Raw genomic sequence first — 22,793 nt, forward strand, 5'->3', positions numbered from 1 at the left:
TATACTATCATTTAACACTCTATAAGTCAAATTTTTAAGGCTCAACCATTGGAAATACTGACTTTTTTAAAAAACACTTTGGCATTAATTCGCCTTAGTTTTTCTTGAAAGTTCCTAAAAAAGTCCACAAAAAAGAGCCCTAAAAAGGGCGTAATATTGACGAGTTCAGCAGGCAAGGAACTATAATTCGTTAAGCTGTTCCTGTTTTAATTCTGCTATAGCGTCTTTTAGTTCTTTTTCCCAACTGCTACAAGTTGACTTACTGATACTTAGTTCTTTAGCTATATAGTCAAATGATTTCCCAGACGCTCTTAGTTTAATAAATTCTGTTTTAGTTTCTTGACTTTTCATTCGTCGCCTTTGTTTTTTTCGTTATACTTGCCTAACATTTCAAAACCTTTATCAAAAGCGAAAAAACCTAAACCTAAAGAAAACGGCGCTCCGACTATTTCTATAACTTTTGCCCACCTTGTCCCAAAATCTTCTGAAAAATAAGCAAGTGCCCCAACGGCTACAACTGCTAAAATTAAAAAATACGCTCCCAAATCTGCATTTTCTGTTACTTTGGCTTTTTCTGTTCTACTTTTTTTACTCATAATAATCGCCTTTCATTTTTAGCCTTTCTACTTCCGCTAGTACGGTCAAACGTGCTTTTTTCTATATCTCCATTTCCCTAGTAAAGGAAACCTATTCCACCAACAATTCTAATTTTCTCTTAACTTTTAAAATTGTCTCCCAACTCATTCTGTTTTTCTTTTAGTATTTTCTGTTCCTATTTAATTTCTTTTCGATATTTATCTACAGATTTTTCAAAAATTAAATAACCTATAAATAATAATGTCGGAGTTAAAACTGTTCCCACTACGTTTTCAAATCTTTTTTCATCTAATCCTAATAACTTTGCAATATCAGGACTAAAGTAAATTATAAATCCTGATACTATAGCAATTGCAATAAATGCAAAGGAGACAACTGATGTTCCATTTTCTCTCCGTAATTTCTTCAGTCTGCTTAACATGTCGTACACTATTTCTATTGCTTTACAAAAAGGGCGCTGGTAAAGAATAATCTTCACCAACTCCCTATTTTTCTACTTATCTAAGCCCAATTCTGCTAAGATTTGACGTTTGTAGGCAATTTTTTGGACTTCCTTGTCCTCGTCTTCAGACCAATCTAGTTTAATTTCTGAAACAATCTGCCCAGGCCGATTTTTTAGGATGTAGATGCGGTCGCTAAGATTGAGGGCCTCTTCAATACTATGTGTGATGATCAAGGTCGTTAGTTGCAACTGCTTGTGAATCTCCAGATACCAAGCGTGGAGTTCCATCTTTGTCATCTCATCCAAAGCACTAAAGGCCTCATCCAAAAGAAAGAGCTTGTGCCCAAAAAGGTAGGTCCGGAGTAAGGCCACACGCTGGCGCATCCCACCGCTGAGCTCGTGAGGATACTTGTTCCGTACCGTCGTTAGCTGGAAGGTCGCAAGAATTTCATCTGCTCGGGCAATGGCCTCCGCCTTATCCACCTTTTGAATCAAGAGGGGCAAGATGATATTGCCAAGCACCGTCTTATGCTCCAAGAGTAGATCCTTTTGCAACATATAACTCACGCGCCCCTTAGGATTTTCCTCGCCATCAAGGACAATTCGCCCCGACTGGACTTCTAAAATCCCAGCGATTAGGTTAAAGAGAGTGGTCTTTCCAACACCACTTGGACCTAGGATAGAAACCACTTCACCCGAAGTCACCTGCAGGTTGATATCCTCTAAAATCTTTTCATCGCCATAGGCATAACTTACATGTTCTAGTCTTATTTCTGTCATTATTTTACAAATTCATTAGTGAAGCCCTTGTCAGTCAAGTCTTCTTTAAGGATACCATTTTCTTTATCCCATTTGTAGAAGGCATTCCAGCGGTCAGCGTCAAATTGTCCCCATTTTTCCTTGTCACTTACATATTCTTTTGACAAGTATTTTTGAGATTCGATGACAAAGTCGCGTTTTTCCTTGAGTTCAGGTGCATTCTTGATGAGGATATCTGCAGCTTCTTCTGGATGTTCCATGGCATATTGGTAACCTTTTTTGATGGCTTGGATGACTTTACGAGCTTCTTCCTTGTTGTCTTTGAGATAGTCGTTGTTTGCGATGATAACGGGTGAGTAGTAGTCAAATTCCTTGACATAGTCTTTCAAGTACATGAAGTTAGCGTCTACACCTTGAGATTTGGCAAGGATTCCATCCCAACCGTAGTATATCCAAGCAGTGTCAAAGACGCCATTGGCAATCGGTGTAATCGAGTTTGAGTCGTTGTTCGGTACTTTTTCGACCTTCTCAAAGTCTCCACCTTGTGATTCTACCAAGGTTTTCAACATAGCAAGCTCAGTCGGGTCATTCCAAGTTCCGTATTTCTTGCCAACTAAATCCTTTGGACTGGTGACATTGTCAGATTTACGTGAGATGATTCCTGATGTATTATGCTCAACGATAGCGGCAACGGCAGTGATTCCTGCTCCTTTTTCCAATTTTTTAGCCATGTAGTCTTGGAAATAGATAGCAAATGGTGCCTTGCCATTGATTACCAAGTCAGATGAGCTTTCTTCTGGTGGCAATTTCAAATCAACATCCACTCCAGCTTCTTTGAAATAGCCTTTTTCCTTAGCAACATAAAGCCCTGTGTGGTTAGTATTTGGCGTCCAGTCTAGGATAAAGTCAATCTTCTTAACTTCTGCTTCTTTGTTGTCCTTAGAAGCAGTTCCTTGGCCACAAGCCACAAGCACGACAGCTACAAAAGACGTTACAAGCGTTAAAAACACTTTCCATGTTTTCTTCATTTTCAGTTCCTCTTTTCTTTTTCTAAAACATCCTTATCTTAGGGACGTTTCCATTTAATCACATATTTTTCGCTAATATCGACCAATTTCATACCCAAAAGGCTGATAATCGACACCAAAATAATAATGGCGAACATAGTATCATACTGAAACAGTTTCTTGGACTGAATCATGTAAACACCTAGTCCTTCAAAGCCTCCCAACCACTCAGACACCACGGTTGTGATAAAGGCGTAGGAGACACTGACCCTCAGACCTGCATAAAAGTAAGGCAGGCTGACCGGGATTTTAAAATGCCATAGAATTTGCCAAGGGTTTGCACGCATCAGACTAAACAAGGTCAGCATATCCTTGTCAAAATGCCTAAAACCATCTAAAATACTGACGATGATCGGGAAGGTTGTCGTCAGGATAATCAAGACAATCTTGGGCAAAATCCCATAACCTAGCCACAAGACCAAGATAGGGGCTATGGCAATGGTCGGGATAGTCTGGACAACCACCATCATAGGGTAAATCAAATCATTGAGCCAAGTCAGACTGTCCATAAGCACCGCCATGAGACAGGCAATCAAGACTCCCAGAACCAACCCCAGTAAAGCCACTCTCAAGGTCGCCCAGCTATGGTGCCAGAGAAATTCTCTGTCACGAACAAAGGCCTGGAGAATTTCAAAGGGAGTTGGTAGGATAAACTTGGGTAAAAGTTTGAATATTCCCGCTAACTGCCAGACCGACAAGACTCCTATAAAGCCCAAAAGACTAATGTGTCGTCTCATCATACTTTTCAAGTTTCTCATCGATGCTTAAAATCTCTCCTACATTTATTTTGACATTGGCAAAGACATTATCTGCCTCCTGCCCTGCCACTTCTAGCGCTTCTTTGAGAATGCGCATAAGCTCATCAAACTCCCCTTCCAAGACCGTTTCAAAGGGTGTCACCACCATGGTCACGGACTGAGCTTGTAGATAAGCAATAACCTGATCGATAATAGCAATCCGGTCAATCCCCTGTGATAAGGGCAAGACTTGCAAGGCAATGCTTGCTTTCATAAAAACCTCCTCTTCTAGGCTTCCTTTTGACAAAAAGAAAACCCCTTCCTTATACGGAAAAGGTGCAGAATTCGGCTAAGTATCCTTCCCTACGCTGGCATTACCCAGATCAGGTGCGGTCGAAGTTTAACACTTCCTCTCAGACTGTACACAGACTCCCGTATCTTATATGGACATATGATAACGCAAAAAAAAGGATAAGTCAAGGAAACTGCTTACAGAAAATCATGAAAAAGAGTTTGAAGGCAAGTACTTCAAACTCTATCATATCTTTCTTATTTAGCCTCGTACCAAGTTGCTCCTTCATTCTCATCAGCGATGAGGGGAACACTGAGCTGGATGGCTTCTTCCATGGTTTGTTTCACCAGTACTTTGACGGCTGCTAATTCTGCCTTTGGAACTTCAAGAACGATTTCATCGTGCACTTGCAACAGCATCTTGGTCTGATAGCCACCTTCAACTAGAGCTTTGTCTAGCTGGATCATAGCAATCTTGAGAATATCTGCTGCTGAGCCCTGGATAGGAGAGTTGATGGCCGTCCGCTCTGCAAAACCACGAATGTTAAAGTTGCGCGAATTAATATCTGGCAACTCACGACGACGCTTGAAGAGGGTCTCTACATAGCCCTTATCACGCGCCTCACGCACCACCTCATCCATGTAGTTTTTAATACCTGGGAAGCGTTCAAAGTAAGTGTCAATGTAGGCTTTTGCTTCCTTACGGCTGATGCCTAGATTATTAGACAAGCCAAAGTCTGAAATCCCGTAAACCACTCCAAAATTTACCGCCTTAGCATTACGACGATCGTTTGGAGTCACATCTTCAGGACGTTCAATGCCAAAGACCCGCATGGCTGTCGAGGTATGGATATCTGCTCCCTCTTGAAAGGCCTTAATCAAGTGCTCATCTTTAGAAATATGAGCCAAAACGCGCAATTCAATCTGTGAATAGTCCGAGCTGAGAAGAACACTATTCTCCCACTCAGGTACAAAAGCCTTACGAATGAGACGGCCTTGTTCCAAACGAACAGGGATATTTTGCAAGTTTGGATCCACGCTAGACAAACGCCCAGTCTGAGTCAAATCCTGCACATAGCGCGTGTGGATCTTGCCATCAGCCAAAATCCAGTCTTGCAAGCCAATCACATAGGTAGATTGGATCTTAGCAATCTGACGGTAGTCGAGGATTTTTTTAACAATCGGCGCAATAGGAGCCAGTCGCTCTAGCACATCCACCGCTGTCGAGTAACCTGTCTTGGTTTTCTTGGTATATTCCAGAGGAAGACCGAGCTTTTCAAAGAGAAGCACGCCCAACTGCTTAGGCGAGTTGATATTAAACTCTTCACCAGCTAGCTCATAAATCTCTTGGGTAAGTTGCTCAATGACGACCTCATTTTCAGCCTGCATCTCAAGCAGGGTTTCTTTTTTGACCTTGATACCAGCAATTTCCATCTTAGCAAGGACAAAAGCCAGAGGTTGCTCCATGTCATAGAGGAGATCTAACTGCCCGTGTTCACTGAGTTTTTCAAGCAAAACAGGCTCGGTCTCAACCAAAACAGCAACCTTGCGAGCTAGGTGTTCCAAGAATTTTTCCCGTTCAGGAATTGCCTTCTTGACACCCTTACCATAGAAAGTCTCATCATCGACCAAGTATGTTTGACCGTAGAGACTAGCAATGGTTGAAATTTCATTGTTCTCGACAGTAGAGAGGAGGTATTTGGCCAAGCGACTGTCAAAAGTAGGAGCCTGCAGGTTCAAACCAAAACGATTTAAAAGAACCTTAGCTTTCTTAAAGTCATACACTTTTAGAGGTGTTTTTTCTAGAAAATCCTTGAAAATCGGCTCCTGCAAGAGCTCAAGTTTGTCTGTGGCGTAAAATTTATCTCCGCAGGACCAGGCAAAACCAACCAAGTCATCTGTATGGTAGTTCTCACCAAAGAGTTCAAAGTGGAAGATAGAGTCTGCGCTCAACATGTCTTGACTGACTTGGTCAACGATAGTGAAATCCAAACTTTCAGGCGCATCCGTTGACGAAACATTCAAAGCTTGCTTGAGCTGTTTGAAGCCCATCTCATCGTAGAATTTCCCGAGATTTTCCACATCTGGGCCATTATATACCAAGTCTTCCAGACCAATCTCAATCGGTGCCTTGGTATCAATGGTCGCCAAGGTTTTAGACAGAAAAGCTTGTTCCTTGTCATTGATGAGATTTTCCTTCATCTTAGAAGCCTTCATCCCATCGATATTTTCATAAATACCCTCAAGCGATCCGTGTTCTAGCAAGAGCTTGACACCCGTCTTTTCACCAATCTTAGTGACACCGGGGATATTATCTGATTTGTCTCCCATCAGGGCCTTGAGATCGATAAACTGAGCTGGTGTGAGGCCCATTTTTTCCATGAGATAGTCTGGCGTAAAGGCCTCAAACTCAGCCACACCTTTCTTGGAAATCTCGACCACCGTATGCTCATCCGTCAACTGGATCAAATCCTTATCTCCACTAACGATTGTCACATCAAAAGAATCCTTCTCAGCCAAACGGCCTAAAGTCCCGATGATATCATCCGCTTCATACTGGGGCAACTCATAATGGCGAATCCCAAGATGGTCTAACAACTCACGAATGAAGGGAAATTGCTCACGAAACTCATCTGGAGTTTTAGCACGGCCACCCTTGTAGTCTGCATACATCTCTGTTCGGAAAGTCGTCTTGCCTGCATCAAAGGCTACCAAAACATGACTGGGCTCAACCCGCTCTAAGACATGATTCAACATAAGTTGAAAGCCGTAGATTGCATTGGTATGAAGACCATTAGCATTTTTAAACCGATCCAGCTGCTGATAGAGCGCAAAAAAAGCTCGAAAGGCAACAGAAGATCCATCAATTAGTAATAATTTTTTCTTGTCCATACACCCATTATAAAGGAAAGAGGGGAAAAATACCATCGGAAAGAATAGGCAAATGGTAGTGAAGTCCTCTTTTTTATATTCTTTCTAGATTCTAGCTCCATTACTATCCACTCGATAGCCATCCACAGTGGTATTCACTGCTAAAGCCCCTGAAGCATTGACGTAGTAAAATTTTCCGCCTACCTGGAACCACTGACTAGACTTCATAGCCCCTGAACTTTCCAAATAATACCATGTTCCATTTTCCTTGAGCCAACCTGTCTGCATCTCCCCTGATGCCTTTAGATAGTACCAATGCGAGCCATCCTTTACCCAACCTGTTGACATGGTCCCATTTTCTTTGAAGTGATACCAACTGCCATTTATTTTCTTCCAACCAGTTGCGAGTTTCCCATTCTCACGGTAATTCCAAATACCGTTTTGCTTCTTCCAACCATTCTCCACCGATTCTGTTTCCGTATGCTGGACGTATCTCCTCGTTCCACTATAGGATAGATAGCTGAGCCATTTATAACCGTCCTTTTCTACGATTTGATCGTAGCTAACATTTTCACCAGGATAGTAGTAGTCAATAACTTGTGCTGTACTTGACGGCTGGTTTCTAATGGCGGACTTTTGAGTAAACGTATGAGTCCCACTAGACGCCAACTCTGACCTGATAGGATTTCCAGTTCTACCACCACTCCATACCAAGTCCTTAAAATGGATAAAGCCTGTCATAGAGCTAGCTTTTACGCTACGACGATTGTATTTCTCCCTAACTCCATAGTTATACTCTTCGATCTCAATCGTATCCCCTAATACATTTGATACCCAGGCCACATGCCCATAATAACCTTCTGTCGACCAAGCGATAGAGCCAATTTCTGGCTTGCTATCAACACGGTAGCCTTCTCGCCTTGCGCGGTGCCCCCATTCATTTGCATTTCCATAAGCAGGCGGGATCTCAAAGCCATTCACACTACTCAAACGAAAGGCTGCAAAAGACGTACACTGGCGAGAATACATCCGCCACTGGTCGATTTCCACACTACCATTTTTATAGTGAAGCGGGTAGTCATCTCCACGCGCTACACTATCAGCTTTAACCGATTCACCACCAAACAAAAAAGCACTCGTAACCAACAATGTAGCCAATCCTACACCCAACTGCGTATATCTACTCTTCTTAACTCCTGATTTTAAAAACGTCATTCATTCTCCTTATATAATATAAATTTCCGAGGTTCCCCTCGTTTATACTATTCGGGAAAAAAAGAAAAAAGTGAGCAAAGCCCACTTCATTTTAGGATTCTTGGTCTAGATAGCGAATCAAATTCTTCTCTGTCAAGATATCTGAGTAGGTGAAGGATTCAACATAGACATTGGCTTGTTTGTCTCCTTCAACATCCCCAAATTCAACGATAAATAGAGATGGATAAACCTCAATTAGCTTACCCAATCTATTTTTTTGGCGCTTACGGCCATTCTCCAAAGTCATTTCAACGACTTGTCCCTCATGCGCCTTGATTTCTTCTTTGATTTTTTTCATCTTGGCTACATCTGTAAATGCATCTGACATCTTATGCCTCCCTCTTTGAGATACTTGAAAATTTATTGTATTCTTTTTGGAAAATCAATTCCACCGTTCCACGAGCTCCACTACGGTTTTTCTCGATGATAACCTCTACCTTGTTATTTGGAATTCCTTCCTCTTCTTCACCCGCACGATCGTAGTAGTCGTCACGGTATAGAAAGGCTACGATATCTGCATCCTGCTCGATAGAACCCGATTCACGAATATCAGACAAGACTGGTCTCTTATCCTGACGCTGTTCCACTCCACGAGATAACTGACTAAGAGCAATGACTGGAACTTTCAATTCCTTAGCTAGAATTTTCAACTGACGAGAAATTTCAGAAACTTCTTGTTGGCGATTCTCACGACCAGTCCCTGTGATAAGTTGTAGGTAGTCTATCAAAATCAATCCTAGATTGCCCGTTTCTTGAGCTAGTTTGCGTGAGCGCGAACGAATTTCCGTGATTCGAATCCCTGGCGTATCATCGATATAGATACTCGCGTTGGCCAGATTCCCTTGGGCAATGGTATACTTTTGCCATTCCTCATCAGTCAATTGACCAGTACGGATAGAATGGGACTCCACCAAGCCTTCGGCCGCCAACATACGATCTACTAGACTTTCCGCACCCATTTCCAGTGAAAAGATGGCCACAGTCTTGTCTAACTTGGTTCCGATATTCTGAGCAATGTTTAAAGCAAAGGCTGTTTTACCGACCGCAGGACGGGCTGCTATAATAATCAGTTCCTCCTCATGGAGACCTGTCGTCATATGGTCCAAATCACGGTATCCCGTTGCAATACCTGTAATATCCGTTGTTTGTTGTGACCGAACTTCTAGGTTCCCAAAGTTGATATTTAAAATATCACGGATATTCTTGAAACCACTACGATTTGCGTTTTCACTTACATCAATGAGCCCCTTTTCAGCCTGCGCAATGATTTCATCTACAGGCTTAGAAGCTTCATAGGCTTGGTTGACAGAGTCTGTCAACTTGGAAATCAAGCGTCGTAGCATAGCCTTTTCGGCTACGATTTTAGCATAATACTCCGCATTAGCTGAAGTTGGTACAGAATTGACAATTTCGACAAGGTAAGACAAGCCACCAATATTTTGGAGATCCCCTTGGTTATCCAAAATCGTCCGAACCGTCGTCGCATCAATCGCTTCCCCACGATCCGACAAATCTACCATCGCTTGGAAAATCAACCGATGAGCATACTTAAAGAAGTCTCGAGAATCAATGTATTCTCGGACAAAAACGAGCTTGCTCTCATCTATAAAAATAGCCCCCAGAACAGATTGCTCTGCCAAAATATCCTGAGGTTGAACTCGCAGTTCCTCTACTTCTGCCATCCGACTTTCCTTCCTTTTACAATCTTGTCAAGAAGTTGTAAACTTACCCTTCTTTTACACGAAGATTGATGACACTTGTAACATCTTGGTAGATTTTCACTGGTACATCAATCAAACCTACTGCTCGAATTGGTGCCTTTACTTGAATATGACGCTTGTCAATATTTATACCAAACTGCTTTTGCAATTCTTCTGCAATCTTCTTATTGGTGATTGAGCCAAATGTACGGCCATCTGGTCCAACCTTTTCAACAAACTCTACAACAGTTTCTTCTGCTTCAAGCTTAGCTTTGATTGCTCTTGCCTCTGCTAACATCTCTGCATGAGCCTTTTCTTCTGATTTTTGTTTTCCACGCAATTCACCGATTGCCTGAGCAGTCGCTTCCTTAGCCAAATTCTTTTTAATCAGGAAGTTTTGGGCGTAGCCAGTTGGCACTTCCTTAATTTCACCTTTTTTCCCTTTTCCTTTAACATCTGCTAAAAAGATTACTTTCATTCTTCTTTCTCCTTTTCCTTTAGTTCATCCAAGATTAGTTGAGTCAATTTTTCTCCTACTTCTGACAGACCCATATTCTTGATTTGTGCAGCAGCTAGGTTAAAGTGACCACCACCGCCCAGTTCTTCCATAATCCGTTGCACATTGATTTTACTACGGCTTCGAGCTGAGATTGAGATAAATCCTTGTGTATTTTTCGCTAGAACGAAACTAGCCTCAATGCCAGACATAGCCAACATAGCATCGGCAGCCTTACTGATGACGACTGTGTCATAAGTGGTCGAATCCTTAGCTTGGGCAATTAAGACATCTGAACCCAATTTACGTCCTTGTAAAATGAGTTCATTTACCTCACGATATTCTTCAAAATCTGTCGCAGCAATCTCCTGGATAGCAATACTATCACTTCCCCGTGTTCTGAGGTAGCTAGCTACATCAAAGGTTCTACTCGTTACTCGTGACGTAAAGTTTTTGGTATCCAGCATCATACCAGCCATCAGTACACTAGCCTGCATACGACTCAAACGATTTTTCTTAGAATTTTGGAACTGAATCAATTCTGTGACCAACTCACTCGCACTACTTGCTCCACTTTCGATATAGGTGATGACTGCATTCTCAGGGAAATCCTGATCACGTCGATGGTGGTCAATGACAATGGTTTGAGTGAACAGTTCGTAAAAATCTTTCGACAAGGTCAAAGCCGTCTTGGAATGATCCACTAAAATCAACAAAGAGCGCTTGGTGACCAATCTCATCGCATTAGCCAGAGGCAAGAGCTTAGTGACACCCTCTTTTTCCAAGAATTTGACGGCACGCTCGATATCTGGTGACATTTGATCTGCATCGTAGACCGCATAGCTATTTTCAGTGATATTGCTCGCAAACAACTGCATGCCAACCGCAGACCCCAAGGCATCCATATCCAGATTCTTATGACCAACTACAAATACCTGATCCACACTGCGAATCTTATCTGAAATAGCTGTCATCATCGCTCTCGTACGTGTTCTTGTTCTCTTAACAGAGGCTGCGGAACCACCACCAAAGTAGACTGGATTCTTGGTTTCATCATTTTCCTTGACAACCACCTGGTCCCCACCACGAACCTCAGCTAAGTTCAAGTTTCTTAAAGCAACTTTCCCTATCTCATCATGATTTCCATCACCATAAGAAAAGCCCATGCTCAAGGTCAATGGCAGCTGTCTCTGTTTTGCCTCCTCACGAAAGGCATCAATCACAGAGAATTTATCATTCATCAAGCCCTCAAGAACTGTGTAATCAGTAAATAAATAAAAGCGGTCCATACCCACACGCCGAGAAAACATGGCATACTTACTAGCAAATTCTGAAACAAAATTTGCCACAAAGCTATTGATATGACTAATATCGGAGTCGGAGGTTGCATCTTCTAGATCATCGTAGTTGTCTACCGAGATAACCCCAATCACTGGTCGACTGGTTACCAATTCGACAGTTGCTTCGTACTCCCCAGAAACATCAAAGAAATACAAAACACCTGAGGCCTTATCCATATGAACAGCATATCGTGTTTCGCCCAAGGTAGCATAAGAACCAGGGTTCCCCACAGAAGCCTTGATAATGGTTTGAATCAAGTCAACATCAATTTCGCCTTCTTCAGTCGTCAAAATCAACTCAGCATAAGGATTAAACCATTCGACTTCGCCACTAGATAAGTCTAATTTCAGAACACCAACTGGCATTTGATCGAGCAGCGTGTTCAAGCTATCTTCCGCTTGATGGTTTACGTATTGGATTTGTTCAATTTCGCTCTTTTCATACTGTTTTTTTTGCCAGATGAATAAAAGCAGATAAAGAAGTACAAATAAAAACAAGGCACTGATTGTTACAACATTATTTTGTGAAAAAATAATCAGCATTGTTAAGGTTCCGAAAGTTGCAATCCCTAGTAGAACCGCAGAAATCGGGGTTAAATTATTTTTTTTCATTCTAAACCTCTTGCGCATTATTATATCACAAATGCCCTTAAAAAGCGACCTTTAAAAAGTGGTAAGCCTCCTTTTCCTTATTGATTTTTTTATGGTTTTAATGCAAAAAGGAGAATAAGCTCATTATCCTCCTGCACTAAGATTACTACCATCTAACGTTCAACGATGAGGGCTGTTCCCATCCCTCCCCCGATACAGAGAGTTGCTAAACCAGTTTTGGCATCACGTTTCATCATCTCATGTACCAGAGTCACTAAGATACGACAGCCTGAAGCTCCAATTGGGTGACCGAGAGCAATCGCGCCACCATTGACATTGACAATATCTGTGTTGAAGCCTAGAGTTTTACCGACTGCACAAGTCTGGGCAGCAAAGGCTTCATTTGACTCAATCAAGTCGAGATCATCAATTGTCAAATTGCCTTTTTCAAGAGCCTTGCGAGTCGCATAAATCGGTCCACATCCCATCATCTTAGGATCCAAACCTGCACTTGCATACGAACGAATGCGAGCAATCACTGGAAGTCCTAATTCTTCAGCTTTTTCAGCACTCATGACCAAGACAGCTGCTGCCCCGTCATTGATACCTGAAGCATTTCCCGCTGTGACAGAACCGTCTTTTTTGAAAACAGGACCTAGCTTAGACAAACTCTCCAAGCTGGCATCTTTTCTAGGAAATTCATCTGTATCAAAGACGATAGGATCGCCTTTGCGTTGAGGAATAACCACTGGCACAATCTCTTCCTTAAAGCGTCCAGATTCTATAGCCGCTACTGCTCGTTTTTGTGATTCCAAAGCAAGAGCATCTTGATCATCCCGGCTAATACCATATTCTTCGGCCACATTCTCAGCTGTAATCCCCATATGGTATTCGTTAAAAGCATCAGACAAACCGTCCTTAATCATGGTGTCTACCACTTTCGAATCTCCCATACGGCCGCCCCAACGGAAGTTTGGCAAAACATATGGAGCCTGACTCATGTTTTCTGCACCACCAGCTACGATAATATCTGCATCGCCACATCGAATCGCTTGAGCAGCTAACTGAACTGCCTTCAACCCAGAACCACAAACCTTATTAATGGTAAAGGCTGGTGTAAATTCAGGGAGCCCCGCTTGAATGCTCATTTGGCGAGCCACGTTTTGGCCTAAACCTGCGCCTAGGACATTCCCCATAATCACTTCGTCTACTTGCTCTGGTTTAATATTCGCTTTTTCCAAAGCACTCTTAATGACCAAAGATCCCAAATCAACAGCAGAAACATTCTTCAAGCTCCCTCCAAAGGAACCAATAGGAGTTCGCACTGCTGAAACAATCACTACGTCTTTCATAACTACCTCCATTTATACCTTGTATAATGATGCAATACAAAAGTGGTTTACAATTGTGTAAACCACTTTTACATAGTTGTCAAGATTTTATGATCCCTTAACTTCTAGTAAACCAACTTCACCATCTTCGCGGCGATACAAAACATTTGTTGTTTGATCTTCTACATCTACATAGATAAAGAAATCATGTCCCAACAAGTCCATTTGAAGAAGAGCTTCTTCCAAATCCATTGGTTTTAAATCAATTTGTTTTGAACGAACCACTTTTGGCTGCACAACATTTGCATCTTCAACTAGAGCATCTGTAAAGAGTTGGCTTGTTGCAACCTTATTTTTATTCTTGCGTTCGATTTTTGTTTTATTTTTTCGAATCTGGCGTTCAATTTTATCTGTTACAAGATCGATAGAACCATACATATCTTGAGAAATATCTTCTGCACGAAGGGTAATTGATCCAAGTGGAATTGTTACTTCAACTTTTGCTGTTTTTTCACGGTAAACTTTCAAGTTGACACGTGCATCCAACTCTTGTTCAGGTTGAAAATATTTTTCGATCTTTTCGAGTTTAGAAACTACATAATTGCGAATTGCTTCTGTTACTTCTAGGTTTTCACCACGGATACTATATTTAATCATATAAGTACCTTCTTTCTAAACATTTTTATTTTTCTAACCATATTATAACGCTTTCATTTTCATTTTGCAAATTTTTTCCTTATCTTACAAGAGAAAAAGTTTTGACTTCCAAAACACCTGCCTCTTCAAAAAGTCGCTTCACACGATTGATAGTCGCCCCTGTCGTATAGATGTCATCAATAACCAAAATCTTCTTAGGAAGAGGGGCTCCCGTTTTAATATAAAAGGGAATTTCCGTAGCTAATCGTTCTGAGCGATTCTTAGAAGAACTAGCCTTCTCTTCTCTTTTCCCTAGTAAGTCTTGAAAAGAAAATCCGGCTGCCTCAACCAAACCTTCAACCTGATTAAATCCCCTCTCAAGTAATCTTTCAGGACTTAGGGGAATCAACACAAATTGATAACCTCTATACTTTTTCAACTCCTCAGCAAGAACGGAAGCAAAAACTTTTCTAAGCAAAAAATCTCCATCAAACTTATATCTACTGAAAAAGTCTTTCATAGCTTGATTATAGGTAAAGATTGCCTTATGATCAACCTGAATTCTTTCTTTACACCAAAGTTTACAATCTTTACACGTTGTTGACAACCCTCTTTTCATGCAGCTCGGACAATGATCCTCACCTATCTTCTCCAAAGTAGAATCACAAGCTGAACAAAGATAGTTGCGCTCATTCTTCAAAAGAAGGAGATGACTAAATGTCAGGCCACTCTTTGTTGTCTGGCCACATAATAAACAATTCATAATCCCGCCTCCTTGTTCATCTGCTTGATTTCCTTGATTGCCTTTTTGATGGAAGTATTTAATCCATCATGAAAGAAGAGCAACTCACCAGTTGGTCTGTCCATACTACGCCCAACTCGCCCACCAATCTGAATCAAGCTAGACTTGGTAAAGAGACGATGATTAGCTTCTACTACGAAAACATCCACACAAGGGAAGGTAACTCCACGTTCCAAGATTGTCGTACTGATCAGTATTGTTAGCTTTCCATCTCGAAAAGCTTGCACCTGCTCTAATCGGTCTTCTGTCACAGAAGACACAAAGCCGATATTTTCTTTTGGAAACTGTTCCTGCAAGATTTCTTTTAGTTTCTCGCCTTTTTTAATTTCTGATGCAAAGATTAACAAGGGATAACCTGTTCTTCTCTGCCTCTCAATAGAGGTCTTTAATTTGGGTGACAACTGACTCTTATCTAAGTAACGATTAAAATCCGATAACCAAACTGGCTTTGGAATAATCAATGGATTTCCATGAAATCGTCTTGGCAAGCTCAATCGTTTTAATTCTCCAGTGCGAACCTTCTTATCTAACTCATCTGTAGAAGTTGCTGTAAGGAATATCCTTAACCCATCCTCCTTTACACCATTCTTTACAGCATAGTAAAGCATAGAATTGTCAACATAAGGAAAGGCATCTACCTCATCCACTATCAACAAATCAAAGGCATGATAAAATTTTAATAACTGATGCGTCGTTGCAATAACTAGGGAAGTTCGAAAATAGGGCTCTGATTCACCATGAAGTAGTGCTATCTCACAAGCAAAGTCATTCTGCAGTCGCTTATACAATTCCAAACATACATCGATTCGAGGACTAGCCAAACACACCGAACCACCATCGTCAATCACTTTGGCTACAACTTGATAAATCATCTCTGTCTTTCCAGCTCCCGTGACAGCATGAACTAAGGTCGGTTCTTTCTTTTCGACTGCTCGAATCAATCCCTCCGATACCTTCTCCTGAAAAGGGGTTAACTGGCCACGCCATTTGAGAACATCTTGTTTCGGAAAATCCTCCTGTGGAAAATAGTATAAAGCTTGATCACTCCTGACTCGCTTCATCAGCAAGCACTCCCTGCAGTAGTAAGCACCAACAGGCAAATACCATTCTTCTAGAATGCTACTATTACAACGTTGACAGAAAAGTTTTCCCTTCTCTTTTCTCATTGCTGGCAGTTTCACGGCCATCTGACGTTCTTCTTTAGTTAATTCTTTCTCAGTAAACAAGCGACCGAGATAATTTGGATTTACTTTCATACTTCTTTATTCGTAAAAATCTAGCGCTTTAGGTGTTTTTTTAGTACAATTAAATCATGGAATTTAGAACAATTAAAGAGGACGGGCAAGTCCAAGAAGAAATCAAAAAATCCCGCTTTATCTGTCATGCAAAGCGTGTCTATAGTGAAGCAGAGGCTCGTGATTTCATCACGGCCATCAAAAAAGAACACTACAAAGCTACCCATAACTGCTCAGCTTTTATTGTAGGGGAACGAAGTGAAATCAAGCGTACGAGTGATGATGGTGAGCCTAGTGGTACTGCTGGAGTCCCTATGCTCGGTGTCTTAGAAAATCATAATCTTACTAATGTCTGCGTAGTGGTTACTCGCTACTTTGGGGGAATTAAGCTAGGTGCTGGCGGTTTGATTCGCGCTTATGCAGGTAGTGTGGCCTTGGCTGTCAAAGAAATTGGCATTATTGAAATCAAAGAGCAAGCTGGTATAGCCATTCAGATGTCCTACGCTCAATACCAAGAGTACAGTAACTTCCTTAAAGAACATAATCTCATGGAGCTGGATACAAACTTTACAGATCAAGTTGATACAATGATTTATGTTGATAAGGAAGAGAAAGAAAATATCAAGGCTGCTCTTGTGGAGTTTTTTAATGGAAAAATTACTTTAACAGATCAAGGTTTACGTGAGGTTGAGGTCCCTGTAAACTTAGTGTAAACAAAAAATATAGTTCGTACCTACTAAATCTATTCGCAGATTCACAGCTTGGATGCTTGATATAAAAAAATCCTATCACTTCGATAGGATTTCTATATTTTACAAATAGCCTAGAGCACGATATACTAGTATCATCTTATACAAAGAGGTATATCTATGACTATTTATAACAATATCACTGAACTAATCGGACAAACACCAATTGTTAAACTCAACAATATCGTTCCAGAGGGTGCTGCAGATGTTTATGTAAAACTTGAAGCTTTTAACCCTGGATCGTCAGTAAAAGACCGCATTGCCCTTAGCATGATTGAAAAGGCTGAGCAGGATGGCATTCTAAAGCCCGGTGCTACTATTGTTGAAGCAACGAGTGGAAATACAGGTATCGGACTTTCTTGGGTAGGTGCTGCTAAAGGATATAAAGTTGTTATCGTCATGCCTGAAACGATGAGTGTGGAACGACGTAAGATTATCCAAGCCTATGGTGCTGAACTCGTCCTTACTCCTGGTAGCGAAGGAATGAAAGGCGCGATTGCCAAGGCTCAGGAGATCGCAGCTGAACGCGATGGCTTTCTTCCGCTCCAATTTAACAATCCAGCTAATCCTGAAGTACACGAAAGAACAACAGGAGCTGAAATTCTAGCTGCTTTCGGTTCTGATGGACTAGATGCCTTTGTAGGTGGTGTTGGTACCGGTGGAACGATTTCAGGTGTTTCTCATGCTCTTAAAGCAGCAAATCCAGACATTCAAGTTTATGCAGTTGAGGCAGACGAGTCAGCTATCTTGTCTGGTGAAAAACCAGGACCTCACAAAATTCAAGGTATCTCAGCTGGATTTATTCCTGATACACTTGATACAAAGGCCTATGATGGTATCGTCCGTGTAACATCAGATAATGCCCTTGCGCTTGGCCGTGAAATCGGCGGAAAAGAAGGGTTCCTTGTTGGGATTTCTTCAGCCGCAGCGATTTACGGGGCAATTGAAGTTGCCCAAAAATTAGGCACAGGTAAGAAAGTCCTTGCTTTAGCACCAGATAACGGCGAACGTTATCTGTCTACAGCACTCTATGAATTTGAAGTGTAGTCTCCTAAATGCACTTAGCCCTTATTATAGGGCTTTTTCTTTGTTCAATTTAAAGAAAAATCTAAGTTCCCTACAGCAAAAGAAAAAGGAAGCAAATTGCTTCCTCTTTTATCATTAGTTATTCAAGGCTGCTGCCATTGTAGCTGCAACTTCTGCTTCGAAGTCATTTGCAGCTTTCTCGATACCTTCACCAACTTCAAAGCGAGCGAACTCAACTACTGAAGCATTTACTGATTCAAGGTAAGCTTCAACTGTCTTGCTATCGTCCATGATGTAGACTTGGGCAAGAAGTGTGTATGCTTGGTCAACTTTGGTGTTGTCAAGCATGAAGCGATCCATTTTACCTGGGATGATTTTGTCCCAGATTTTTTCAGGTTTGCCTTCTGCAGCCAACTCAGCTTTGATGTCAGCTTCAGCTTGGGCAATCACTTCGTCAGTCAATTGTGCTTTTGATCCATACTTCAAGTGTGGAAGAGCTGGTTTGTTAACCATTGCACGACTTTCGTTGTCTTGGTCGATTACGTGGTTCAATTGTGCCAACTCATCTTTAACGAATTGAGCGTCCAATTCTTTGTATGAAAGAACTGTTGGTTTCATCGCTGCGATGTGCATTGACAATTGTTTAGCAAGAGCTTCGTCTCCACCTTCGATAACTGAGATAACACCGATACGACCACCATTGTGTTGGTAAGCTCCAAAGTGTTGTGCATCTGTTTTTTCGATCAAAGCAAAACGACGGAATGAGATTTTTTCTCCGATAGTTGCTGTTGCAGATACATAAGCTGCTTCAAGAGTTTCACCTGAAGGCATTGTCAAAGCAAGTGCTTCTTCGTTGTTAGCTGGTTTTCCTTCAGCAATTACTTTAGCTGTAGCATTTACCAAGTCAACGAATTGAGCGTTTTTCGCAACGAAGTCAGTTTCAGCGTTTACTTCAATTACTGCTGCAACGTTACCGTTAACATAAACACCAGTCAAACCTTCTGCAGCAACGCGGTCAGCTTTCTTAGCTGCTTTCGCCATACCTTTTTCACGAAGCAATTCAATCGCTTTTTCGATATCGCCGTCTGTTTCTACAAGCGCTTTTTTAGCGTCCATAACACCGGCACCAGATTTTTCACGCAACTCTTTTACAAGTTTAGCTGTAATTTCTGCCATTTTGATTCTCCTATATTTTTTAAAAATAGGAGAGCCGGGCTACGCCCCGCCCTCCTAGGTAATTACTATTTATATGAATTAAGCGTTATCGCCTTCTACAACTTCAACGATTTCTTCGATTGAATCTGCTTGAGCTTCTGAAGCTACAAATTCTGCTTCAACTGCTGCTGCATCTTCACCTTGACGTCCTTCGATGATAGCGTCAGCCAATTTAGCTGTGATCAATTTAACCGCGCGGATAGCGTCATCGTTAGCTGGGATGATTACATCAATATCGTCTGGATCAGTGTTTGTGTCAACCATCGCTACAACTGGGATACCCAATTTTTTAGCTTCTTTAACAGCGATTTGCTCTTTATGCGGGTCAACTACGTACATTACATCTGGGATACGAGGCATGTCTTCGATACCACCCAAGAATTTTTCAAGACGTGCACGTTGTTTGTTAAGAAGTGCAACTTCTTTCTTAGGAAGAACGTCGAAAATTCCTTCTTCTTCCATACGTTTGATTTCTTTCAAACGAGCAATACGTTTTTGGATAGTTCCCCAGTTAGTAAGAGTTCCACCCAACCAACGGTGGTTGATGAAGTATTGACCTGAACGTTCTGCTTCTTCCTTAACAGCGTCAGCAGCTTGTTTCTTAGTACCAACAAACAATACAACTGCATCGTTAGCTGCTGCGTCACGCATAAAGTCGTATGCTTGGTCAGCGTATTTTACAGTTTGTTGCAAGTCGATAACGTGGATTCCGTTACGCTCAGTGAAGATGTACTTAGCCATCTTAGGGTTCCAGCGACGAGTTTGGTGACCAAAGTGTACACCAGCCTCAAGAAGTTGTTTCATTGAAATTACTGCCATGAGTATTTCTCCTTTTTGTTTTTTCCTCTTCTCGATTTCAACTTGCAAAACGACCCAAGGGCAACAGTTTCACAATTCATCAAGAATGAGTATTATCGTTTACACGACAGGTTTTATTTTATCATATTTCAACAGTATTTTCAAGCTATTTAGTAGAATTTTAGTAGGACTTTCGGATAAAAACATTAAAAGAGACTCGATTGAGTCTCTTCGTTTTATACATTAGTTTGGATAGATATATGTTACGTAACCTTCAGAAGTTGTAGTTGGGTTGAACCATCCACGTTTGTTTCCGATTGTACGATCTCCACCGTAGTTTGATTCTGATACTTGAATACGAGTTGATGATGAAACTGCTGTAACAACCGCTACGTGTCCATAACCACCATCATTCCAACATGCAATCGCACCAACTTGTGGAGTTGAACCTGTGCGGAATCCTGCTGCGGCTGCACTTGTTGCCCACTGAGCTCCGTTGCCCCAGTAATCTCCAGCCCAAGGTGCCAATGTTTTAGCTCCCCAAGTACATTCACCAGTTGGATAACTTGAAGCATTTGAGCTGTATGTTGGACGTTGTCTAGCAGGCGCTGGCGCAGGTGCCGGAGTGTAGCTTGAATCTTCCTCGTCAGTTGTTGATGTTGCCTGTACTTGAGCTGAGAAACTTGTGTTTCCAGAAGCAACAACTGATTGCTGTTGGCTTGTTTGACGTGCTCTGTAAGCTGCTTCTGCTTCTGCAGCCGCACGTGCTTCTGCCTCTGCTGCTGCTTTCTTCTCTAGCAAACTAGCTTTTTCACCTTCTGCAGTAGCTTTCTCAGCAGCAAGATTCAACTCTGCAACCTTCAACTCAGCTTGCTTAGTTGTCAATGCCTGCGCATCATCAGCCAGTTTTTGTTGGTTCGCAATAACTGTATTAATTGCTTCATTATTGGCTACTTGTTTATCAGAAATTGCTTTTTTATCAGCCTTTTGTTGCTCCAACATTTTGTTGTTAGCCGATACAATCTCGCTCATTGCAGCAACACGCGAAATGGCTTCTGTGATTGATTTTGAGTTTACAATTGTATTAATGTAGCTAGTCGCAGCTCCATTTGTCTGTGCACTACGTGCTTGTTTTTCTAAAGAAGCATTACGAGCCACGATATTTTTAGAAAGCTCTGTAATTTCTCCTTCAAGTTTTTTAGATTCAGCTTGTAATTTTTCGTTTTCGGATTGCAAGCTTGCTTGCTCTGCTTGAATTGTTGAAACTTGACCTTGGATTTGATCCACTTGCTTTTGAGCTTCTTGTTGTTGCGCTGTTAAACTGCTAATTTTATTATCTTGAGCAGCAATTTTTTCATCAGTTGTTTCTGCACGAACAGTTGTCAATACTGCCGTTTGTGAGACCAATACTGTACTTAACAAAAGTGACGCTAAGATTTTTTTCTTCATATTCTGTCGATACTCCTTCTATTTGAGACATTACTAGTATACCAAAAAAAGACATAATAAATATTACGCCTTTGTTACATTTATATTTCTTTCTTATAGATAAATTTTTTCAAAAATAAATTGAAAAATGACAATCCATAAGAAGTTCAGAATCATTGATGGGACAAGGCTGTAGACGATGAATACCGGCATGGAATCTACAGTCAGTCCTACGGCAAGAGCCAAAAGATAGCTCCCCATATCAAACAGAAAACTGATCACAATAATGGTCAACATCCTTGTCCAACGATTTGTCAAAATCACGCTGTTAAACTTGTGGAGCGAAGCACCTATCAAGATAAACAAAAGCGTAGCAATTCCAATCAAGTGGAAAAAATAAATATCATAAATCAAGCCCACTATAAAACAATAGGCTAGATAGAGATACTCTGACACTTCGATTGTTTCAAATAAGAGAAACAAAAATAGAAAATGACTGGCTAAATGAAAGTGGGGGAAAAAGGATCCCACCAATTGTCCAATATGTGCATCAATTAGCACAACAAAAGGGAGTAAAAAGAAAATACCAATTTGTTTTAACAATCTCATTGCTAATTCCCCACTAACTCTACCACATGAAGATCTTTGATATCAGCACTTAACTTTACAGTTACCTCTCGTGTTAGATAGTCACTGCTGTGCGTTGTACCAACAATCTCTCCAACAGGAATATCTTTGACATTAAAGTTTCCTAGCCCACCTGTAGTCACCTTGTCTCCAGCACTGATGTCACTATTACTATTCAATTGACTAATTTTAAGCAGTTCAGATTCCTTGTCATAACCAACGATAATTCCGTAAATTTCAGTAGAACCATGTTGGATTTTAACAGAAATCTTATCCGTGTTTTCAGCGTTGGTTAAAAGATTGACAGTTGTTGAATGATCTTCCACCTTTGAAACACTACCAACCAAGCCACCGTTTGCAATGACTAACATATTTTCAGAAGCTCCTTTTGCACTTCCTACATCAATTGTTAACTCTTGCTTCCAAGATACTGGAGCACGCATAATCACATCTGCTGCTAGGGTTTTTGTAGCTTGTAATTTTGATTTCATCTCTAGCAACTGACGTAGTTGTTCATTTTCTGTTTTTAAACGTTCTGATTGATTAGACTCCACCTCTAATTGATAGAGTTGTTTTTTTAGACTCTCGTTTTCATTGTAGGTCTGCGTCAAATGTCCCAAATCTGATTTGAAAGTATCAAACCACTGAAAGGGTTTTTGAACAATTCTATCTACTAAGGAAATTCCATCTCCTAGTTTTGTCACAATAGCACTTGAATAGGTTGTAACTAATAGAACAGAAACTGCCAGAACTGTGACAAAAACGATGATTAGATATTTTGATTTTTTAAAACGGTTCATA

Annotated in this window: 24 protein-coding genes; 2 read left to right on the top strand and 22 right to left on the bottom strand. The window is 41.1% G+C overall.

Annotation, left to right across the window (positions count from 1 at the left end; translation table 11 throughout):
- Positions 1–180 precede the first annotated feature (180 nt).
- From B7708_RS09960 to B7708_RS06910, 17 genes are all read right to left on the bottom strand, one after another.
- Entirely contained in the window at positions 181–351 is a 171-nt protein-coding gene (locus B7708_RS09960; RefSeq protein WP_000841982.1) for a helix-turn-helix domain-containing protein, read from the bottom strand.
- Positions 348–596 carry a hypothetical protein gene (locus tag B7708_RS06835; RefSeq protein ID WP_000039417.1) on the bottom strand — a complete coding sequence of 83 codons (249 nt, stop codon included), beginning with the start codon at positions 594–596 and terminating at the stop codon, positions 348–350. Before B7708_RS06835 ends, B7708_RS09960 begins: the two co-directional genes overlap by 4 nt.
- A 176-nt stretch (positions 597–772) precedes the next feature.
- The gene (locus tag B7708_RS06840) at positions 773–1,075 is read right to left on the bottom strand and encodes a hypothetical protein (RefSeq protein WP_000691712.1); all 303 of its coding nucleotides are present in this window, start codon (positions 1,073–1,075) and stop codon (positions 773–775) included.
- Between the two features lie 15 nt (positions 1,076–1,090).
- The gene (locus B7708_RS06845; protein WP_084974679.1) at positions 1,091–1,819 is read right to left on the bottom strand and encodes an ABC transporter ATP-binding protein; all 729 of its coding nucleotides are present in this window, start codon (positions 1,817–1,819) and stop codon (positions 1,091–1,093) included.
- Positions 1,819–2,826, bottom strand: coding sequence for an ABC transporter substrate-binding protein (locus B7708_RS06850; protein WP_084974681.1), 1,008 nt, complete (start codon positions 2,824–2,826; stop codon positions 1,819–1,821). Before B7708_RS06850 ends, B7708_RS06845 begins: the two co-directional genes overlap by 1 nt.
- Positions 2,827–2,864: 38 nt before the next feature.
- The gene (locus B7708_RS06855) at positions 2,865–3,623 is read right to left on the bottom strand and encodes an ABC transporter permease (RefSeq protein WP_084974683.1); all 759 of its coding nucleotides are present in this window, start codon (positions 3,621–3,623) and stop codon (positions 2,865–2,867) included.
- Positions 3,586–3,876 (bottom strand): thiamine-binding protein, encoded by a 291-nt coding sequence (locus tag B7708_RS06860; protein ID WP_000647674.1) that lies wholly within the window; start codon positions 3,874–3,876, stop codon positions 3,586–3,588. Before B7708_RS06860 ends, B7708_RS06855 begins: the two co-directional genes overlap by 38 nt.
- 275 nt (positions 3,877–4,151) lie before the next feature.
- Positions 4,152–6,785: a DNA polymerase I gene (gene polA / locus B7708_RS06865; RefSeq protein ID WP_084974780.1), complete on the bottom strand. Its 2,634-nt coding sequence runs from the start codon at positions 6,783–6,785 to the stop codon at positions 4,152–4,154.
- Between the two features lie 84 nt (positions 6,786–6,869).
- Positions 6,870–7,979 (bottom strand): N-acetylmuramoyl-L-alanine amidase family protein, encoded by a 1,110-nt coding sequence (locus tag B7708_RS06870; RefSeq protein WP_084974685.1) that lies wholly within the window; start codon positions 7,977–7,979, stop codon positions 6,870–6,872.
- Positions 7,980–8,070: 91 nt separating this feature from the next.
- Complete coding sequence (locus B7708_RS06875; protein ID WP_001278166.1) at positions 8,071–8,346, bottom strand: Veg family protein; 276 nt, start codon at positions 8,344–8,346, stop codon at positions 8,071–8,073.
- Between the two features lies 1 nt (position 8,347).
- On the bottom strand, positions 8,348–9,700 hold the full coding sequence (gene dnaB, locus B7708_RS06880) for a replicative DNA helicase (protein ID WP_084974687.1): 1,353 nt from the start codon (positions 9,698–9,700) through the stop codon (positions 8,348–8,350).
- Positions 9,701–9,743: 43 nt separating this feature from the next.
- Entirely contained in the window at positions 9,744–10,196 is a 453-nt protein-coding gene (rplI, locus tag B7708_RS06885; RefSeq protein ID WP_000864206.1) for a 50S ribosomal protein L9, read from the bottom strand.
- Entirely contained in the window at positions 10,193–12,166 is a 1,974-nt protein-coding gene (locus B7708_RS06890; RefSeq protein WP_084974689.1) for a DHH family phosphoesterase, read from the bottom strand. The genes rplI and B7708_RS06890 overlap by 4 nt, the downstream gene beginning before the upstream one ends.
- 152 nt (positions 12,167–12,318) lie before the next feature.
- Positions 12,319–13,497, bottom strand: a complete 1,179-nt coding sequence (locus tag B7708_RS06895; RefSeq protein WP_084974691.1) for an acetyl-CoA C-acetyltransferase — start codon at positions 13,495–13,497, stop codon at positions 12,319–12,321.
- Between the two features lie 87 nt (positions 13,498–13,584).
- A complete protein-coding gene (gene hpf, locus B7708_RS06900) occupies positions 13,585–14,133 on the bottom strand; it encodes a ribosome hibernation-promoting factor, HPF/YfiA family (RefSeq protein ID WP_084974693.1) in 549 nt (182 codons plus the stop codon).
- A gap of 79 nt (positions 14,134–14,212) precedes the next feature.
- Positions 14,213–14,875, bottom strand: coding sequence for a ComF family protein (locus B7708_RS06905; protein ID WP_084974695.1), 663 nt, complete (start codon positions 14,873–14,875; stop codon positions 14,213–14,215).
- Positions 14,872–16,170 (bottom strand): ATP-dependent helicase ComFA, encoded by a 1,299-nt coding sequence (locus B7708_RS06910; RefSeq protein ID WP_084974697.1) that lies wholly within the window; start codon positions 16,168–16,170, stop codon positions 14,872–14,874. The genes B7708_RS06905 and B7708_RS06910 overlap by 4 nt, the downstream gene beginning before the upstream one ends.
- Before the next feature lie 56 nt (positions 16,171–16,226).
- Between B7708_RS06910 and B7708_RS06915 the strand changes: the two genes are divergently transcribed.
- Both B7708_RS06915 and cysK read left to right on the top strand, forming a co-directional pair.
- Complete coding sequence (locus B7708_RS06915; RefSeq protein WP_084974699.1) at positions 16,227–16,862, top strand: YigZ family protein; 636 nt, start codon at positions 16,227–16,229, stop codon at positions 16,860–16,862.
- Positions 16,863–17,018: 156 nt separating this feature from the next.
- Entirely contained in the window at positions 17,019–17,945 is a 927-nt protein-coding gene (gene cysK / locus B7708_RS06920; protein WP_084974701.1) for a cysteine synthase A, read from the top strand.
- A gap of 114 nt (positions 17,946–18,059) precedes the next feature.
- Here the strand turns inward: cysK and tsf are convergent, their stop codons facing one another.
- The 5 genes from tsf to mreC form a co-directional block, all read right to left on the bottom strand.
- Complete coding sequence (gene tsf, locus B7708_RS06925; RefSeq protein ID WP_084974703.1) at positions 18,060–19,100, bottom strand: translation elongation factor Ts; 1,041 nt, start codon at positions 19,098–19,100, stop codon at positions 18,060–18,062.
- A 78-nt stretch (positions 19,101–19,178) separates the two neighbouring features.
- Positions 19,179–19,958 (bottom strand): 30S ribosomal protein S2, encoded by a 780-nt coding sequence (rpsB, locus tag B7708_RS06930; protein ID WP_084974705.1) that lies wholly within the window; start codon positions 19,956–19,958, stop codon positions 19,179–19,181.
- 222 nt (positions 19,959–20,180) lie between these two features.
- On the bottom strand, positions 20,181–21,386 hold the full coding sequence (pcsB, locus tag B7708_RS06940) for a peptidoglycan hydrolase PcsB (protein ID WP_084974707.1): 1,206 nt from the start codon (positions 21,384–21,386) through the stop codon (positions 20,181–20,183).
- Between the two features lie 93 nt (positions 21,387–21,479).
- Positions 21,480–21,974: a rod shape-determining protein MreD gene (gene mreD, locus B7708_RS06945; protein WP_084974709.1), complete on the bottom strand. Its 495-nt coding sequence runs from the start codon at positions 21,972–21,974 to the stop codon at positions 21,480–21,482.
- A 2-nt stretch (positions 21,975–21,976) separates the two neighbouring features.
- Positions 21,977–22,792, bottom strand: coding sequence for a rod shape-determining protein MreC (mreC, locus tag B7708_RS06950; protein WP_084974711.1), 816 nt, complete (start codon positions 22,790–22,792; stop codon positions 21,977–21,979).
- Between the last annotated feature and the right edge of the window lies 1 nt (position 22,793).

It is taken from the genome of Streptococcus oralis subsp. dentisani (assembly GCF_002096615.1).
Taxonomy (GTDB): domain Bacteria; phylum Bacillota; class Bacilli; order Lactobacillales; family Streptococcaceae; genus Streptococcus; species Streptococcus oralis_U.

What these genes read in the sequence shown, in the direction of transcription:
- B7708_RS09960 (WP_000841982.1), bottom strand. Translation starts at nt 351, where the DNA reads ATGAAAAGTCAAGAAACTAAAACAGAATTTATTAAACTAAGAGCGTCT.
- rplI (WP_000864206.1), bottom strand. Translation starts at nt 10,196, where the DNA reads ATGAAAGTAATCTTTTTAGCAGATGTTAAAGGAAAAGGGAAAAAAGGT.
- B7708_RS06905 (WP_084974695.1), bottom strand. Translation starts at nt 14,875, where the DNA reads ATGAATTGTTTATTATGTGGCCAGACAACAAAGAGTGGCCTGACATTT.
- B7708_RS06915 (WP_084974699.1), top strand. Translation starts at nt 16,227, where the DNA reads ATGGAATTTAGAACAATTAAAGAGGACGGGCAAGTCCAAGAAGAAATC.
- pcsB (WP_084974707.1), bottom strand. Translation starts at nt 21,386, where the DNA reads ATGAAGAAAAAAATCTTAGCGTCACTTTTGTTAAGTACAGTATTGGTC.
- B7708_RS06910 (WP_084974697.1), bottom strand. Translation starts at nt 16,170, where the DNA reads ATGAAAGTAAATCCAAATTATCTCGGTCGCTTGTTTACTGAGAAAGAA.
- mreD (WP_084974709.1), bottom strand. Translation starts at nt 21,974, where the DNA reads ATGAGATTGTTAAAACAAATTGGTATTTTCTTTTTACTCCCTTTTGTT.
- mreC (WP_084974711.1), bottom strand. Translation starts at nt 22,792, where the DNA reads ATGAACCGTTTTAAAAAATCAAAATATCTAATCATCGTTTTTGTCACA.
- B7708_RS06835 (WP_000039417.1), bottom strand. Translation starts at nt 596, where the DNA reads ATGAGTAAAAAAAGTAGAACAGAAAAAGCCAAAGTAACAGAAAATGCA.
- hpf (WP_084974693.1), bottom strand. Translation starts at nt 14,133, where the DNA reads ATGATTAAATATAGTATCCGTGGTGAAAACCTAGAAGTAACAGAAGCA.
- B7708_RS06875 (WP_001278166.1), bottom strand. Translation starts at nt 8,346, where the DNA reads ATGTCAGATGCATTTACAGATGTAGCCAAGATGAAAAAAATCAAAGAA.
- cysK (WP_084974701.1), top strand. Translation starts at nt 17,019, where the DNA reads ATGACTATTTATAACAATATCACTGAACTAATCGGACAAACACCAATT.
- dnaB (WP_084974687.1), bottom strand. Translation starts at nt 9,700, where the DNA reads ATGGCAGAAGTAGAGGAACTGCGAGTTCAACCTCAGGATATTTTGGCA.
- B7708_RS06850 (WP_084974681.1), bottom strand. Translation starts at nt 2,826, where the DNA reads ATGAAGAAAACATGGAAAGTGTTTTTAACGCTTGTAACGTCTTTTGTA.
- B7708_RS06890 (WP_084974689.1), bottom strand. Translation starts at nt 12,166, where the DNA reads ATGAAAAAAAATAATTTAACCCCGATTTCTGCGGTTCTACTAGGGATT.
- B7708_RS06860 (WP_000647674.1), bottom strand. Translation starts at nt 3,876, where the DNA reads ATGAAAGCAAGCATTGCCTTGCAAGTCTTGCCCTTATCACAGGGGATT.
- B7708_RS06855 (WP_084974683.1), bottom strand. Translation starts at nt 3,623, where the DNA reads ATGAGAAACTTGAAAAGTATGATGAGACGACACATTAGTCTTTTGGGC.
- B7708_RS06895 (WP_084974691.1), bottom strand. Translation starts at nt 13,497, where the DNA reads ATGAAAGACGTAGTGATTGTTTCAGCAGTGCGAACTCCTATTGGTTCC.
- polA (WP_084974780.1), bottom strand. Translation starts at nt 6,785, where the DNA reads ATGGACAAGAAAAAATTATTACTAATTGATGGATCTTCTGTTGCCTTT.
- B7708_RS06870 (WP_084974685.1), bottom strand. Translation starts at nt 7,979, where the DNA reads ATGACGTTTTTAAAATCAGGAGTTAAGAAGAGTAGATATACGCAGTTG.
- rpsB (WP_084974705.1), bottom strand. Translation starts at nt 19,958, where the DNA reads ATGGCAGTAATTTCAATGAAACAACTTCTTGAGGCTGGTGTACACTTT.
- tsf (WP_084974703.1), bottom strand. Translation starts at nt 19,100, where the DNA reads ATGGCAGAAATTACAGCTAAACTTGTAAAAGAGTTGCGTGAAAAATCT.
- B7708_RS06845 (WP_084974679.1), bottom strand. Translation starts at nt 1,819, where the DNA reads ATGACAGAAATAAGACTAGAACATGTAAGTTATGCCTATGGCGATGAA.